Consider the following 15,551-nt stretch of genomic DNA (forward strand, 5'->3'; position numbering starts at 1 on the left):
TCCAGCCTCGACGTAACCCAAAGGGGCCGCCAGCGAATCAATCTTCGCTGGCGGCCCCATGGCGTTGCAGAAGGAGACCACTCACTGCCTGGGCAAAGTTCCATTTTGCAGGCTGTTCGACGTCCCTGACGCATCCGCTGGCAGGAGAAAGCGCACGCGTCACCTGGGGACCCGGTCCGGTCGCAGGGTCACCCGGTAAGAACCAGCCAGCACTCCATCGCCCAGAACGGACGCGAATCGATGCCCGGCCTCATCCTTCGCCTCGACCTGCACACGCTGGCCAGCGGGCAACAGCAGGTCGTAGTGCAGCGTGCTCCGTCCGAGCGTCTTCGAGCTGGCTCCGCTGAAGTCGCGCGCGGCCGGGAGGCCATCGCTCGGACGATTGAGGCTGATCCAGCGGATCGGCACGGGCTCGCCGTTCACCTCCGGCAGCGAGAGCCGGATCAGCGCTGCATCGAGCGTCAGCACCGCTGCGGTCTCGCCCGTGCGAAAACTCTTCGTGCCGATCGAATCGAACTCCTCTCGGCCTCGCGCCGTCAATTCGAACAGCCCCTCCGCGAGGCCCTGGAAATGAAAGTTCCCGGCAGCGTCGGACGTGGCCTCTCCCTCGACGAAGCCCCCTGGGTCGCCGAGGCCAAGGCCCTTCGCTCGCATCTGAACACCCGGCACCGGAGTCCCGTCCGTCAGCTGGACACGCCCGCGGATGCTGCCGCTCCCCAGCAGCAGAAGAGTCCCCGCGTCCGTGGCCTCGCCCTCTTCCAGCCATGCGATCTGGTCCTCGGATCGACCGAACTCCGGGTGCCCCACATGGAATTCGATCTTGCCAGGCGGACCGATCTTGAGCGCGAAGCGTCCGCTCCCGTCGAGCGTCAACTCCCAGTCCGCCACCATCGAGGGGGTCACGTGCAGGTAGAGACTGGCCTGGTCCACCGGCTCGCCGGAAGAGCCGACGACACGTCCCATCAGCACGGTTCCGGACGGGATGACGAAGGGCTCTTCTTCGCTCTCGGAAGCACCGGACTTGGCGTCCTCGACCTCGATCTTCTCCCGGACTTTCTCCCCGGGAACCTCGCCCTCGGCCCGGCTCGGCCCGTCGTTCCTGGACCGCGGGACGCCGAGTTCAGACGCCTCCGGCGTGGCGCCCGCGGTCGACGCAGCCACCAGCGGATCGACCGGATCGGGCGCCTGCGACGGTCTCGCGAAGCGTGCCCAGTAGAGGAACGCCACGACGAGGATCACGGTAGCGGCGAGGATGGCTTTCATGGCTTCAGGTCCTTGGGCGATGGCTTCGCGGAGCTTGGAAACCACTCGGCGACGCGGAAGCGAACTTGTCCCGCGAGAGCGTGATACCCTTTCGGGCATGGCCCTGTACGTATTTTTGGCCCTCGCCGTCGCCTCTCCTCCTGCCCAGGAGAGCACGATACTGGATTTCAGGGAGCTCACCGAACTCGTCTGCCTCGACTGTCATACAGGCTCCGGGAGCCCCGGTGCGTCCGCTGCCGAGCGCATCGATCTCGGAGCCGCGCTGGAGTCGCCCGAGCAGCAGCTCGAACTGCTGACGACGGCCTTTGCGCAGGTCCGTCAAGGGTTCATGCCGCCGTCCGACACGCCCGGCGGCGGGTTCGACGACGAGGAGCGAGCGCAGTGGATCGCGGGCGTCCGCGCGCTCGCGAAATCGATCGAGCCCGACCCCGGGCACGCCACGCTCAGGCGCATGACGCGGCGCCAGATCGCGAGAACGCTGAAGCAGCTCTTCGGCCTGGACGTGCCGGTCGAGCGCTTCCTGCCGCGCGATGCTTCCGGCTACGGCTTCGATACGACGGGCGACACGCTCTTCGTCACGCCCCTGTACTACGAGAGCTGGTACGAGTGCGTCGAGTACGTGGTCGAGGCGCTGCGTACCCAGGACGGCGAGCTGCCGAGCGTGAACGCGAACTCGGTCCGGGACTTCCTGCGCCTGGCCTTCTCGCGCGAGGCGACGGATGCGGAGGTCGAGGATCGCGTGAAGCTCGCGCTCGAGGACGAAGGCGAGGGCTGGCTCGACGTCGTGCGCGCGACGCTCCTCAGCCAGGAGTTTCTGTACCGCGTCGAAGGCGAAGGCGCCGCCGACGCAGCGACCGTTTCCACCGAGCGTGCCGACGGGTACACGCTCGCGGCACGCCTCTCGTTCTTCCTCCACGGCACCCGTCCCGACGCTGCGCTGCTGGCGCGAGCGTCCGCCGGGGAACTCAAGCAGGACGAAACACTCGCCGGCGCGGTGGAGTCGCTGCTCGACGATCGGCGATCCCGCTCACTCGCCGAGGACTTCGCGACCCAGTGGCTCGGCACCTCGGAGCTCAGCGACGTCACGCCGGACGTCCGGCGCTACTCGGGCTTCAACGAGGGACTCCGTGAGGCCATGGGCCTGGAGGTGATCGAGTTCTTCGACGATCTCGTCCGAGCGAATCGAAGCGCGCTGGAGTGCCTGGACAGCGAGTTCGTCTTCGTCAATCGTCGGCTCGCCAGGCACTACGGGATGCAGGACGCCGATCACCAGGGCTTCCGCCGCGTCCCGCGCGAGACCGACGCGCGCGGCGGCGTGCTCGGCATGGCGGGCGTGCTCACGGTGACCTCCCATCCGCTGCGGACGAGCCCGGTGAAGCGGGGCCAGTGGGTCCTGGAGCGAATCTTCCACGCCCCCGCGCCGCCCCCGCCGCCGAACGCGGGGACGCTGCCCGAGGATGACCAGCAGGAGGACAAGCTCTCCCTCGCCGCGCGGCTCGCGGCGCACCGCGCGAGCCCGGCGTGCTCGGCCTGCCACGACCAGATGGATCCGTGGGGCCTGGCGCTGGAGCGCTACGACGGCATCGGTCAGTGGCGCGAACCCGAGAAGGGAGAGCCTGAGAAAGCAGCGCCCGAGAAAGAAGACGAAGAGGAGGTCGGCCTCCCGGGCGCGACGCTCCCCGACGGGCGCGTGCTCTCGGGCCCCCAGGACCTCAAGTCAGCGCTCGCAGCCGATCCCGAGCGCTTCCTGGAGGCCTTCGCCAGCGCGCTCTTCACCTATGCGGTCGGCAGGCCGCCCACGCTGGTGGACCTGATCGAGATCGACGAAGCGGTGCGCGCCTGCATCGAGGACGAGTACCGCGCGCGGACGCTCCTCCGCGGCGTCGCCCTCTGCCGTGCGATGACCGCGCGGAATTGATCGCCTCAAACGATCGAGTCGACGATCCCACCCTCGACGCGGAGGGCGGCGCCGGTGGTCATGGCCGCGAGCGGTGACGCGATGAACGCCACCATGTTGGCCACCTCTGCAGGCTCGCCGAAGCGCCCCACCAGGGAGCCGGGCCGATTCTCGGGAACGAAGTCGTCGCGGAGTTGCTGCTTGGACTTGTCGCTGCCCTCTGCCATTTGCTCCACGAACGTCTCGACGCCCTCGGTCCAGGTCGGACCCGGCAGCACGCAGTTGACCGTGACACCCGTGCCGCTCATCTCCTTGGCGAGACCGCGGCTGATCGACAGCTGAGCGGACTTGGACATCCCGTAGTGGATCATCTCCGTGGGGATGTTGAGGCCTGATTCGCTGGAGATGAAGATGACCCGGCCCCACCCGCGCTCCTTCATGACCGGCAGCAGAGCGCGGCACATGCGGATGCCCGACAGAACGTTCACGTTGAAGATGGCCTGCCACTTTTCGTCCGTGATCTTCTCGAACGGGACGGGCTCGAACATCCCGGCGTTGTTCACGAGGATCTCCACGGGCGCGATCTTGGCGGCGGCCTCCGCCAGATGGCGCGCGCCTTCCGCCGTGCCGAGGTCGGCCGCGACACCGTGGATCCGCCCGGCCCAATCTCCGGCCGAGGACTCGAGCCTGGCGACGGCGTCCTGGACGGTCTTCTCGGAGCGCCCATTCACCGTGACGATCGCGCCCTCTTCGAGGAGACGTTTCGCGATGGCATGCCCGATTCCACTGGTGGATCCGGTGACGAGAGCGTGCTTTTGGTGGAGATCGAGGTCCATGGGGAGGCAGGGTTCAGGTGGCGAGAGAAGCGGGCGAAGCGGGATCCTCGTCCGAACGCGAACGGGACTCAAGGGGCCCAGCAGCCCGGACCTTGCACAATCGGGCGGTATGCGCCATCGTCGGGGTACGAATGCGCACGAACCCCATCGATCGACGCACGCTTCTACGCGGCACGGGTGCAGCGCTCGCGTTGCCCTGGCTGGAGGCCATGGCTTCCGCCACCGCTTCTTCGGCACGTCAGCCGGAGCCCGCGCTGCCCAGGCGATTCGCCGCGTTGTTCTGTCCCAACGGCATGCTGCCTTCGGCGTGGCGGCCCGGGGCCGAGGGCGCGGACTTCGAGCTTTCCCCCACGCTCGCGCCGCTGGCGCCGATTCGGCAGCAGGTGTCGGTGCTCGGCAACCTCCGCCACTACGAGTGCCGCGTGGGCGAAGGTCACTACGTCAAGACCACGGCCTGGCTCTCGGGCGCACCGGTCAAGCGCACCGGTGGACGCGAGCTCCGCGTAGGGACTTCGATCGACCAGCACCTCGCCGAACACATCGGTCATGAAACGCCGCTCGCGTCGCTGGTGCTCGGCGTCGAGCCAGTTCGCAACCGCGTCGACATGGGCTACAGCACCGTGTACGGCGCGAACATCTCCTGGCGCACACCGACCGTGCCCGCCGCGCGCGAGATCTCGCCGCGTCGAGCGATGGAGCGTCTCGTACGCTGGTCCGGCGCCGCGTCCGGACGCAAGAAGCGCGTCCTCGATCTCGTTCATCGCGAGGCCCGCGACCTCGGCCGACGACTCGGCGGCGCGGACCGGGAGAAGCTCGGCGAGTATCTGCACGCGGTCGACGCCCTGGAGAAGCGCATCGCCGCCATGGAAGCGCGCGACGCAGCAGCGTCGCCGCTGGGGCTCGACCCGGCATCTGCCGAAGCCGCCGAGAGCTACCCAGAGCGCGTCGATCTGATGCTCGACCTCATGGTGCAGGCGTTCCGCACCGACTCCACCCGCGTCGCGACCTTCATGTTCGGCAACGCGGTCTCGGGCCAGAACTTCTCCTTCCTGGGCGGCGTCGAGGGCGGGCACCACCCGCTCTCCCACCACGAGAAGAAGCCGGAGATGATGGCGCAGTACGCGCTCATCAATCGCTGGCACGTCGAGCAGTTCGCGCGCTTCGTACAGCGGCTGGAGGCCATTCCGGAAGGCGACGGGACCCTGGCTCAAAACTGCGCCGTGCTGTTCGGCTCGGGGCTCGCGGACGGCAACGCCCACGACCCGAAGGACCTACCGACGCTCCTGGGGGGCGGCCTTTTCCGGGGCGGCGTCCATGTGCGGCAGAAGGAATTGACGCCGCTCTGCAATCTCTTCACCTCGATCCAGTCAGCCTTTGGCGCAGGCGAGGAACCGTTCGGGGACGCCACGGGCCCGCTTCGGGGCCTGGACGCTGTGACCTGATTCCACCCAGAGCGACCGCGCTACCGAGCCGAAGTCAGGGCCGCACGATTCCTCTCCAAGAACTCATCTTTCCAGAGGTAGTCATTCAGCAGGTACTCGATGTCCCTGGCACCCAGGAGCACGAGCGCTGCGTAGAGGGCCTCGACCGAAGCGAGGCCCTCGGAGGGGTCCTCGAACTCCTTCGAGCGGCGCGGGTACGCGGTCACGAGCGGCGGAAGTCGGCGGCGCACAGGATCGCCAGAAATCGTCTTCGCGAGCTTCGGCAGCCGACGCCACGACGAGTCCAGGACCAGCAGCGGCAGGCCGCGGTCCTCCTCGGAGATCAGCTCCCCCTCGGGGTCCAGGAGCACCCGGCCAGTCGCGTCGACCATTCGATCGCCCTCGTACGCGACGAACTCGATCCCGGGCGTTCCGCGCAGCGGGATGAGGGAGCACTTCTTCGCCGACTCGCGTGGGTCACGGACGATGAGGACGTCGAGCGTCGAGCTGGCGCCCGAGCCGGACTCGGGAAGTCGGTCTGGGCCTGGAACTGGGTCGGGCATGGGACCCCAAGGGTAGCGCCTGGCGCAGGCGACGTGTGAGGCCTCAGGCGGCGCGCTGCGAGGCTTCTGAACCTTCTTCCCGCGATCCTTTGCCAGCGGCGTTCGCAGCTCGCTGGGACCGCGTGGCCTGGTTGAGCAGCGAGCACAGATCCTGGAGCGGATCGTTCGTCCGCAGCTCGCACTCGGCGGTCTCCCGGCCCTCGGCCGTGTCCGTCAGGAACTGCTGAAGCCGGTAGAGCACCCCCATGAGCGGCATGGTCATGGCGAGCGCGATCATGGCGAACACCGGGAGTGCGACCGCGACGCCGATGCCCGAAGCGATCACGAGCGCACGCGGCATCGACTCGAGAACGAGGTCACCGTCGTTCGGCAGATCGCCCGCCAGCCCGTGCATCGCGATCGCCACGAGGCAGACGCCGATCGCGACGCTGGAGCCGACGCAGGCGAGGGCCACCGCGACGAGGCGGCGCTGGAGCTCGGGGAAGACGAACCGGATCAGTTTGCGTTGCTTCATGGCTTGGCGCTCCAGGTCACCATGGCGTCGACCTCGACGGTCATGGGTGTGAACGGGGGCAGGGTGGTGGGATCGTTGTTTCGCTCGTCGAACGCCCAGAAGCGATCCGGCGGGAAGTAGTAGTTCCCGCCGAGGACGAAGTCGGCCGTGGCGTACTGGGATCGGAACGGGCAGACGATCGAGCCGTTGAGGTACTCGTTGACGCCCGTCCAGTCCTCGTGACGACGCGGTAGGTTGTGCGGTCCCCCGTTCGTTCCTGAGGACGTGGAAGGCGTGTCCCCTGCGATGATCGAGACGTTGTAGGTCGTCTCGGTCGCTGTCGGAAGCGTGCCCGGAGTCTTGGAGTTGTCCCAGGCGTTCGAGAGCAGATTCGCGGCGTCGGCGATGAGCGAAGCGGGCTTGGGCGAGTTCGTGTTGTAGTCGCCCTGCAGGTAGATGGAGTTGGGCGTGACGACGGTCAGGCCGCTCGGCAGCGTCGCGCCGTTCTTCAGGGTGAACGCCTTGGCGTCCGTGCCGGTGCCCGCGCCCTCGCCGACCATGTAGATGAGGCCGTTGGCCGGGAAGTGGCCGGAGGCCGCGAGTGCGCCGAGGTCGAGCTCGAGCTGCTGCAGCGAGCCGGGGCCGTCGGCGGCCTGACGCGTGTCGTAGATCGAGCCCGAGGTGACGGCGGACGCAATGGCCGCCGTCAGGTCAGCGCCGGTCTCGTCGCGCGCGCTCCACGTGCCGTCGGGGAGGGTCCGGATGACGAGGCCCGCCTCCTTGTGGTAGCTACCCATCGAGTGCGTGCCGGAGCCTGGCGTCACCGGAGTGTACGCGTCGGCCACGGGGTCGTAGACGAAGTCGCCGCCGACGGTCGGCGTGAACGGAGAGAAGTCCTCGGCCTCGGGAGGCGCCAGCGGCAGCACGCCGTGCTCGGAGGTCATCAGCGTCGACTCCGGCCCGCCGCCCGTGGGACCGAAGAGTCCGACCGTCCCCGCGAGGAAGGAGGCGTACTCGTTCGCGTCGGTGAAGTCACCGTCGCCGTTGAGGTCAGCGCCGGTGAAGTCGGTGTCCAGTCCGCCGGAAGTCGTGACGCCCGAGGCTGCGTAGGTCTCGACGATCGGAAGCGCGGACCAGTCGGCCCAGGCGGAAGGATCGAACGGATCCGCGACCCAGCGGCGAATCGTGGGCTCCACGCCCGCGATCGGCGCCCAGGTGGCGTGCGGCGCACGCCCATAGAAGGACCCCGCGCAGTGGAGGTAGTTCGTGTCGAACGTCAGGGGAGCCTGGACTCTGACGTAGATGTCCGAGTTGCAGTGGATGCGGCCCTTGATCTCCCAGGGCGCCGGATTGAAGAACTCAAGGTCGTTCTCGTAGTAGATCGCGAACTGGAAGACCGGGATCACGGAGGCGCGAGCCATCCGACGCGTCGACTTCGTGATGTCCCCGACGGTCCCGGTTCCCACCACCCGGAAGATCGAGCCGAACTGCTGGAGCCCGCCCACCGTGCGCTGGTTGAGCGGCGCAGCCTCGCGCTGGATCGTGTAGGTCGCGACCTCGCCGTCCACGGTGAAGGTGCCCGTAACGGGCGGCTCCTGGTTCCTGCGCAGGTGCGTCCGGATCGACTCCATGGCGGCTTCCACGGCGGCGTGGCTCAGGGCCTCGGCGCCGCCACGCTTGACCGCGAGCTGCGCTCGCAGGTTCGCCGTTCGAGAGAGCGTCGCGGTCACGAACGTCGACCCGAGGATCAGAATCGCGGCGAAGACGGACCAGATGAGCACCACGCCGCTGTTTCGACGTGATGGGTTCGAGGGGGAGATGGGGAGCTTCACGGGAGGAGATCGTCCCTGGAGAGGAGCAGCGTCGTCTGGAGCGATTCAGCCGGCAGGTTGGGCCGCTCCGGATCGCGGTCGTAGTAAACGGTGATGCGCAGGGCGCTCAGTGGGATGGTGAATCCGGTGCTGGCGGAGTCATCGATGACGATGCTGCGAATCCTTCGGGACAGCACCCGGGCCGCGCCGTTCGCGGCCACGAGGCGCACTCGGTTGGTGCCGTCGGCATTCCCGACGCAGGTCACCGCCGCCGGATTTCCGGACCAGGCGATCGATCCACCGGCGTTCGTATCGGGCCAGCCGTCGCCATCGGCGTCGCTCGGCGTCAGGAACGCGAGCTCCTGGCACTGGGGCGTTGGCGGATTGACGTTGGCCGGGCCGTGGACGAGAGCCGGAAAGGCGGCGCCGATCGTGTTGCCGGGGAAGACGATCGGGAACCCGGAGACGACCTGCGTCTGGCTGAGCACCTCTCGAACCTCCAGCAGGACCTTCTGAGCATCCTCTCGTACCAGGTCGAGGTGCTCCTGGAACCCTCGGTCGTCCTCCGCCGTGTCCAGAGACAGCGCGAACATGGTGAGGAGTCCCGCGAAGATCGACAGGGTGATCATGATCTCGAGGAGCATGAACCCCCCTTTCGAAGAGTGCTTCCTCATCGAACCGCATCCAGGACGGAATAGGAGCGCGCTTGCCCGAGACCCGAGGTCCAGGTCAATGTCAGTCGAACGCCGAGCGGAGACGGGACAGGGGTCCCAGGAACCCAGTCAGGGAGCGAATAGACGACGCTCTGCCCGTCCAGTACCCCCACCAGGTTCAGCGCCAATCCAGGCTCGACCGCGCCCCCCACATCCGCGACATCCGCCACGTCCGCATCCTCGAGCAAGGCCCGAGCCGCTTCCATGACCCGAACCGCCCGCTGGGTCTCGATCGCGTCGGACGACAACCGCTGAGCGGAGAGATTGCCCTGCATCGAGGCCAGCAGAACGGTGACAAGAACCGCCACCGAAACGCTGAGTTCGATCATGGTGAAGCCAGCCCGACCCCGACCACACTTTCCGGAGAGAGGAAAAGAGTCCACACCAGAACCCATCGACCCTTCTCCCAGAGCCCTTGAGAAAGTTCTTCGAGGCCACCCCACCACGCCCCCAGCCAAAGCCCAAGCCCCAGCCCCAGCCCCAGCCCCAGCCCAAGCCCCAGCCCAAGCCCCAGCCCAAGCCCCAGCCCAAGCCCCAGCCCAAGCCCCAGCCCCAGCCCCAGCCCCAAAGCGAAGAAGCCCCACCCGGATCTCTCCGAGCGGGGCTTCCCCTGCCAAACACAGTCGACGCTCCTAGACATCAGCCCGACAAACCGAGCCAAAAGCGAGCCCGAGATATCGAAGACCCAGGACACCCAGACGCGCGCACGCTCCATCCCCGTCAGGGGATGGGCCAGAAACATCAACGAGCGCGCTTTAGCGCGCGAAGTGCGCGTAGGCTTTGTTCGCTTCCGCCATCTTGTGGATGTTCTCTTTCCACGTGACGGAGGCGCCGGTGCCGTTGTACGCGTCCACGAGCTCTTCCGAGAGTCGCAGGTGCATCGGCTTGCCCTTCTTCTTGCGGCTGTTCGTCACGAGCCAGCGGATCGCCAGCGACTGCTGACGAGCCTTCTTGACCTCGCGCGGGACCTGGTAGTTAGCACCACCGACACGCTTGGAGCGAACCTCGACGTTCGGCTTCGCGTTCTCGATGGCCTTGGTGAGGATGTTCACCTGCTTCTCTTCGTTGCTCTCGCCTTCCACGTCGGTGAGCTTGCCGAGCGCGACGTCGAGGGCCTTGTAGAGAACGGACTGAGCGGTGCTCTTCTTGCCGTCCTGCATGATCTGGTTGACCACTTTGGACGCGAGCGGTGAGTCAAGCTTGGGGTCAGGCTTGACGAAGTGAGCGGTTGACTTGAAGTTACGGGGCATATTGGTCTCTTGAGTTCTGGAGCCGGTCCGGGGCGGCGGTCAGGGGCAGCTATCCGATAAGGAAAGCGCCCGAGGGAGAGGAGGGCGGCGTGACGCGATGAAACACGGCGCCGTCCGCTGGGACCTCCGCAACCCGGGGGGGTTGGGCTTACTTCTTGGGCTTCTTCGACCCGTACTTGGAACGGCTCTGCTGGCGACCATCGACACCCGAGGTGTCGAGCGTTCCGCGGAGGATGTGGTAGCGAACACCGGGGAGGTCACGCACGCGACCGCCGCGGACCAGGACCACCGAGTGCTCCTGGAGGTTGTGACCCTCACCGGGGATGTAGGCCGTGATTTCCTTGCCGTTCGAAAGGCGGACACGGGCGATCTTCCGGAGAGCCGAGTTCGGCTTCTTCGGCGTCTGGGTCTTCACCTGGAGACACACGCCGCGCTTCTGCGGGCAGGACTCGAGAACGGGCGACTTGGACCGCTTGACGGGCTTCGTGCGCCCCTTGCGGATGAGCTGGTTGATTGTGGGCATCGCGTTACTGAGGGATCGCCCCCGCGGCGGCCGAAGGGCCAAAAACAGCGGAGCGGCGTAAGAGTGTACGGAGGGAAATTCACGGGTCAACCCCACCTGGGCCAGACTTGATGCGTCTGGCCCGCCGGGGGCTGAAAACTGGGTCTATGGCCGCCTTTGCGGCTACTTTTCGAGGCAGCGGCAGGTCGCCGGGTGGGGCGACCTGCCTCTCGGCTCAGCCGGCACTGGCCGCGCCAGACTCCGCCGAATCGCCCATCGAGTCGTCGGCGGTGCCGTCCTCGTCGTCGAAGTCATCTTCGTCATCGTCGTCGATCACGAGCGCCTTGTTCGAGACCGGAAGGCCCATACCCCCGCCCGAGAGGCGCGAGGGGTCCACCCCGAGGGCGGCCGCCGCGGCGTCCACCGAGAGCATGTCTTCCATCGCGTCGTCGACGCCTGCGCTCCCGAAGGACACCGTACCGGTGCCCGTGCCGATCTCGCCGAAGTCGATGTTCTTCTTGACTCGGGTCCGGTAGTGATCCCGGAAGCCCGTGCCCGTCGGAACCATGTGGCCGAGGATGACGTTCTCCTTGAGGCCCACGAGGTAGTCGCGCTTGCCGCCGATGGCGGCCTCGGTCAGCACCTTGGTCGTCTCCTGGAAGGACGCGGCCGAGATGAACGAGTCCGAGGAGAGCGATGCCTTCGTGATACCGAGGAGCAGCGTCTGTCCGGTCGCGGGCTTGCGGCGGTCCTTGCGGAGTCGCTCGTTCTCGCGGCGGAACTTGTACTTGTCGACGACGGCGCCCGGGAGGAACTCCGAGTCTCCCGGCTCGTTGACCTGCACCTTGCGCATCATCTGCGACAGGATCGTCTCGATGTGCTTGTCATCGATCGTCACCGACTGCGAGCGGTACACGTTCTGCACCTCGCCGAGCAGGTAGGCCTGCACCGACTCCTCGCCGTTGATGCGAAGCATGTCCTCCGGGTAGAGCGGCCCGTCGACGAGCGGCTCGCCGGCTCGCACCTCGTCGCCCTTGTGGACGCGAAGGTGCTTGCCCTGCGGCACAGCGTGCTCGTGCTCCTCGATGACCTCGCCGTTCGCGCCGAGGGCACGAACGATGACCGTGCGCTTGCCGCGCTTGCGATCGCCGAGTTCGACGACGCCGTCGATCTCGCTCATCACCGCGGGCTCCTTCGGACGACGCGCCTCGAAGAGTTCGGTCACCCGCGGAAGACCACCGGTGATGTCCTGGGTACCCGTCGCTTCACGCGACGACTTCGCCAGGAGTTCACCACGACCGATCTTGGTGCCGTCATCGATCTCGATGTAGGCCTTCTCCGGGATCGGGTAGATCGCGAGCATCTCGCCGTTCTTGTCCTCGATGACGAGCTGCGGGTGAAGATCACCCTTGTGCTCGGTCACCTGGCGACGGGCCGCCTTGCGACGCGCGTCACGCTCGATCTTGAGCGTCTTACCCTCGACGAGATCCTCGTAGCGAACCTTGCCCTCGAACTCGGTGATGATCGGAACGTGGTGCGGGTCCCAGCGGCACAGGACTTCACCGGCCTCGATCTCGGCTCCCTCTTTCACGAGGATCGTCGATCCGGTCGGGATCGAGTAGCGATCGATTTCACGGCCCTTGTCGTCCAGCAGCAGGATCTCACCGTTCCGGTTGAGCACGATCGTCTCACCGGTCTTGTTCGTCACGGCACGCAGGGCGTGGTACTGGACCTTGCCGCCGCGCTTGATCTTGATCTCGCTGTCCTCGATGGATCGCGAGGCCGTACCACCGATGTGGAACGTACGCATCGTGAGCTGGGTACCCGGCTCGCCGATCGACTGCGCCGCGATGATACCGACGGCAAGACCGCGCTCGACCAGCTGATTCCTCGCGAGGTCCATGCCGTAGCAGCGCGCACAGACGCCGAGCGGCGCCTCGCAGGTCAGCGGGCTTCGCACGCGGATCTTCTCGTGGCCGTGGGCCTCGATCGCCATCGCGATGTCGCCGGTGATGACCTCGTTCTCGCGAACGAGGATCTCCTCGGTGACCGGGTCGATGATCGTATCGCGGGCGATACGACCCTTGATCCCCTGGGCCAGGCTCACCGCCACGCGATCGCCCTTGTAGACGATCGTCTTCGTGGTGCTGCCCATCGTGCCGCAGTCGTCCTGCGTGATCACAACGTTCTGCGCGACGTCCGTCAGCTTCCGCGTCAGGTAGCCGGCGTCGGCTGTCTTGAGCGCCGTATCCGCCAGACCCTTCCGCGCCCCGTGGGTGGACGAGAAGTACTCGAGCACCTTCAGGCCTTCACGGAAGTTGGCCTTGATCGGCGTCTCGATGATCTTTCCGGACGGCTTTGCCATCAGGCCGCGCATACCACCGAGCTGGCGGATCTGGTCGACGGAACCACGGGCGCCCGACGTCACCATGCAGTAGATCGGGTTGACGTAGCCGGTTTCGGCGTTCATGTCGTGGGACAGCTCCCCCATCAGGATGGCACCGATCTTCTCGCGCGCCTCCGTCCAGAGGTCGATGATCTTCAGGTAGCGCTCACCATCGGTGATGACGCCCTTGTTGAAGCTCGCCTCGATCTTGTCGATCTCGGCCTCGGACTCCGCGAGCATCGCCACCTTGCTGTCCGGGATCCGGACGTCGTTCTTGCCGAACGAAAGACCGGCGCGCGTCGACGACTTGAACCCCAGGTTCTTGAGGTCATCGAGCAGGCGCAGCGTCGCGTCCCGGCCCAGAAGGTGATGACAGTCACTGATGAGCGCCTGGATCGCCTTCTTGTTGAGCTCGTAGTTGTAGAACGGCATCCCCTCGGGAAGGATGTCGTTGAAGATCGCACGGCCGACCGTCGTCACGACGTACTCCGGAGCGCCCGGCGTTTCGTCCGCCTTGACCGGCATGACGGCCTTGCCGTCTTTGTTCACCATGACGGGCTCGTCGTCGCGGCCGAACTTGATGGCCGACCCCGCCTTGAAGCGCACCCGCACGGCCTTCTGGGTCGTGGCATGCCCGTGGCCGTACGCCAGGAACAGCTCCGACTCCGACGAGAACGTCTGCAGCTTCTCCGGCATGCTGATCGGGTTCATCGTCAGATAGAAGATCCCGAGCACCATGTCCTGGGACGGCGAGATGATCGGCGAACCGTTCGACGGCGAGAAGACGTTGTTGCTCGAGAGCATCAGCGTCGACGCCTCGATCTGCGCTTCGTAGGAGAGCGGCAGGTGGACGGCCATCTGGTCGCCGTCGAAGTCGGCGTTGAAGCCGCCGCAGACGAGCGGGTGCAGACGGATGGCGTTGCCCTCGATGAGCTTCGGCTCGAACGCCTGGATGCCCATTCGGTGCAGCGTCGGCGCGCGGTTGAGCAGCACGGGGTGGTCGCGGATGACCTCCTCCAGGATGTCCCAGACGTCGTCGTCACGACGCTCCAGCATGCGCTTCGCCGACTTGATGGTGTCGGCCTGGCCGAGTTCCTTCAGGCGACGGATGATGAACGGCTGGAAGAGCTCCAGCGCCACCTTCTTCGGCAGACCGCACTGGGTCAGGCGAAGCTCGGGGCCGACGACGATCACGGAACGCGCGGAGTAGTCCACGCGCTTGCCGAGCAGGTTCTCGCGGAAGCGACCCTGCTTGCCCTTGATCATGTCCGTCAGCGACTTGAGCGGACGGTTCGACGAACCGAGCACCGGACGACGGCAGCGGCCGTTGTCGAACAGCGCGTCGACCGCTTGCTGGAGCATCCGTTTCTCGTTCCGGATGATCACCTCGGGGGCGTTCAGGTCCAGAAGCTTCTTGAGGCGGTTGTTCCGGTTGATCAGCCGGCGGTACAGGTCGTTGAGGTCACTGGTCGCGAAGTTACCCGAGTCGAGCAGAACCAGCGGGCGCAGGTCCGGCGGGATGACCGGAACCACGTCCAGGATCATCCACTCGGGATCGTTGCCGGAGTCGCGGAGCATCTCGACGGTGCCGAGGCGCTTCGTGATGTCCTTCATGCGCTGCTTCGAACGCGTGGCCTTGAGCTCCTCGCGGAGCTCTTCGGACAGCATCTCGAGGTCCAGCGTGCGCAGGATCTTCTTGACGGCCTCGGCGCCCATGTCGGCGTCGAACTCGGAGCCGTACTTCGCGCGGGCGGCGCGGTACTCCTCCTCCGTCAGGAGCTGGAACTGCTCCATGGGCGTATCACCCGGATCCACGACCATGTAGTCCTGGAAGTAAATGACGCGCTCGAGGCTCGCGACCTTACAGCCGAGGAGGTTGCCGAGACGGCTCGGCATGGCCTTGAAAAACCAGATGTGAGCGGTCGGCGCGGCCAGGTTGATGTGGCCCATGCGCTTCCGGCGCACCCGGCTGTGCGTGACCATGACGCCACACTTGTCACAGACGATGCCCTTGTGCTTGATGCCCTTGTACTTTCCGCACGAGCACTCCCAGTCCTTTTCCGGGCCGAAGATGCGCTCGCAGAAAAGTCCGTCGCGCTCGGGGCGGTACGTACGGTAGTTGATGGTCTCGGGCTTCTTGACCTCGCCATACGACCAGCTCCGAATGTCTTCGGGCGAGGCGAGCGCGATGGTCACGCTGCCGTAGTCGTTGATGCGGTTGTACTTGGCGTCTGCAAGCGTCATGGGTCGTTCCTCTAAGGGGTCGAGCGGTGAAGGGCCCCGCTCGGGGACCGATGCCTGAGCATCAGTGATCGGTGTGGCCTGGGCCGGAGCTATCCAGCGTCCCGAAAGCGGGGCCCAGGCTGCTCCATCCGCGTCAGCGGATGGGCCAGAGAGATGACAAGGAAGCGGTTCT

Annotated in this window: 12 protein-coding genes; 2 read left to right on the forward strand and 10 right to left on the reverse strand. The window is 66.4% G+C overall.

The window, feature by feature from the left end; translation table 11 throughout:
- Nucleotides 1-159 precede the first annotated feature (159 nt).
- Nucleotides 160-1,263, reverse strand: coding sequence for a carboxypeptidase-like regulatory domain-containing protein (locus tag Poly30_RS19445; RefSeq protein ID WP_419190392.1), 1,104 nt, complete (start codon nucleotides 1,261-1,263; stop codon nucleotides 160-162).
- Between the two features lie 97 nt (nucleotides 1,264-1,360).
- On the opposite strand from Poly30_RS19445, the gene Poly30_RS19450 reads away from it, so the two are divergent.
- Nucleotides 1,361-3,181: a DUF1592 domain-containing protein gene (locus Poly30_RS19450; protein ID WP_419190393.1), complete on the forward strand. Its 1,821-nt coding sequence runs from the start codon at nucleotides 1,361-1,363 to the stop codon at nucleotides 3,179-3,181.
- A gap of 5 nt (nucleotides 3,182-3,186) precedes the next feature.
- Here the strand turns inward: Poly30_RS19450 and Poly30_RS19455 are convergent, their stop codons facing one another.
- Complete coding sequence (locus Poly30_RS19455; RefSeq protein WP_145201096.1) at nucleotides 3,187-3,996, reverse strand: SDR family NAD(P)-dependent oxidoreductase; 810 nt, start codon at nucleotides 3,994-3,996, stop codon at nucleotides 3,187-3,189.
- 131 nt (nucleotides 3,997-4,127) lie between these two features.
- On the opposite strand from Poly30_RS19455, the gene Poly30_RS19460 reads away from it, so the two are divergent.
- Nucleotides 4,128-5,438, forward strand: coding sequence for a DUF1552 domain-containing protein (locus tag Poly30_RS19460; protein WP_145201099.1), 1,311 nt, complete (start codon nucleotides 4,128-4,130; stop codon nucleotides 5,436-5,438).
- Between the two features lie 20 nt (nucleotides 5,439-5,458).
- Here Poly30_RS19460 and Poly30_RS19465 read toward each other — a convergent pair whose 3' ends face one another.
- The 8 genes from Poly30_RS19465 to rpoC all read right to left on the reverse strand — a co-directional run bounded on the left by Poly30_RS19465 (nucleotide 5,459) and on the right by rpoC (nucleotide 15,379).
- Nucleotides 5,459-5,980: a ribosome biogenesis domain-containing protein gene (locus Poly30_RS19465; RefSeq protein ID WP_145201102.1), complete on the reverse strand. Its 522-nt coding sequence runs from the start codon at nucleotides 5,978-5,980 to the stop codon at nucleotides 5,459-5,461.
- A gap of 43 nt (nucleotides 5,981-6,023) precedes the next feature.
- Complete coding sequence (locus Poly30_RS19470) at nucleotides 6,024-6,494, reverse strand: hypothetical protein (RefSeq protein WP_145201105.1); 471 nt, start codon at nucleotides 6,492-6,494, stop codon at nucleotides 6,024-6,026.
- Nucleotides 6,491-8,305, reverse strand: coding sequence for a hypothetical protein (locus Poly30_RS19475; RefSeq protein WP_145201108.1), 1,815 nt, complete (start codon nucleotides 8,303-8,305; stop codon nucleotides 6,491-6,493). The genes Poly30_RS19470 and Poly30_RS19475 overlap by 4 nt, the downstream gene beginning before the upstream one ends.
- Complete coding sequence (locus Poly30_RS19480) at nucleotides 8,302-8,928, reverse strand: hypothetical protein (protein ID WP_145201111.1); 627 nt, start codon at nucleotides 8,926-8,928, stop codon at nucleotides 8,302-8,304. Before Poly30_RS19480 ends, Poly30_RS19475 begins: the two co-directional genes overlap by 4 nt.
- A gap of 26 nt (nucleotides 8,929-8,954) precedes the next feature.
- On the reverse strand, nucleotides 8,955-9,392 hold the full coding sequence (locus Poly30_RS19485) for a type IV pilus modification PilV family protein (protein ID WP_145201113.1): 438 nt from the start codon (nucleotides 9,390-9,392) through the stop codon (nucleotides 8,955-8,957).
- 360 nt (nucleotides 9,393-9,752) lie between these two features.
- The gene (gene rpsG / locus Poly30_RS19495) at nucleotides 9,753-10,247 is read right to left on the reverse strand and encodes a 30S ribosomal protein S7 (RefSeq protein WP_145201116.1); all 495 of its coding nucleotides are present in this window, start codon (nucleotides 10,245-10,247) and stop codon (nucleotides 9,753-9,755) included.
- A 148-nt stretch (nucleotides 10,248-10,395) separates the two neighbouring features.
- Nucleotides 10,396-10,770 (reverse strand): 30S ribosomal protein S12, encoded by a 375-nt coding sequence (gene rpsL / locus Poly30_RS19500; RefSeq protein ID WP_145201119.1) that lies wholly within the window; start codon nucleotides 10,768-10,770, stop codon nucleotides 10,396-10,398.
- 214 nt (nucleotides 10,771-10,984) lie between these two features.
- Nucleotides 10,985-15,379 (reverse strand): DNA-directed RNA polymerase subunit beta', encoded by a 4,395-nt coding sequence (gene rpoC, locus Poly30_RS19505; protein ID WP_419190394.1) that lies wholly within the window; start codon nucleotides 15,377-15,379, stop codon nucleotides 10,985-10,987.
- Nucleotides 15,380-15,551 lie beyond the last annotated feature (172 nt).

The organism is Saltatorellus ferox (assembly GCA_007751475.1).
Lineage (GTDB): Bacteria > Planctomycetota > UBA1135 > UBA1135.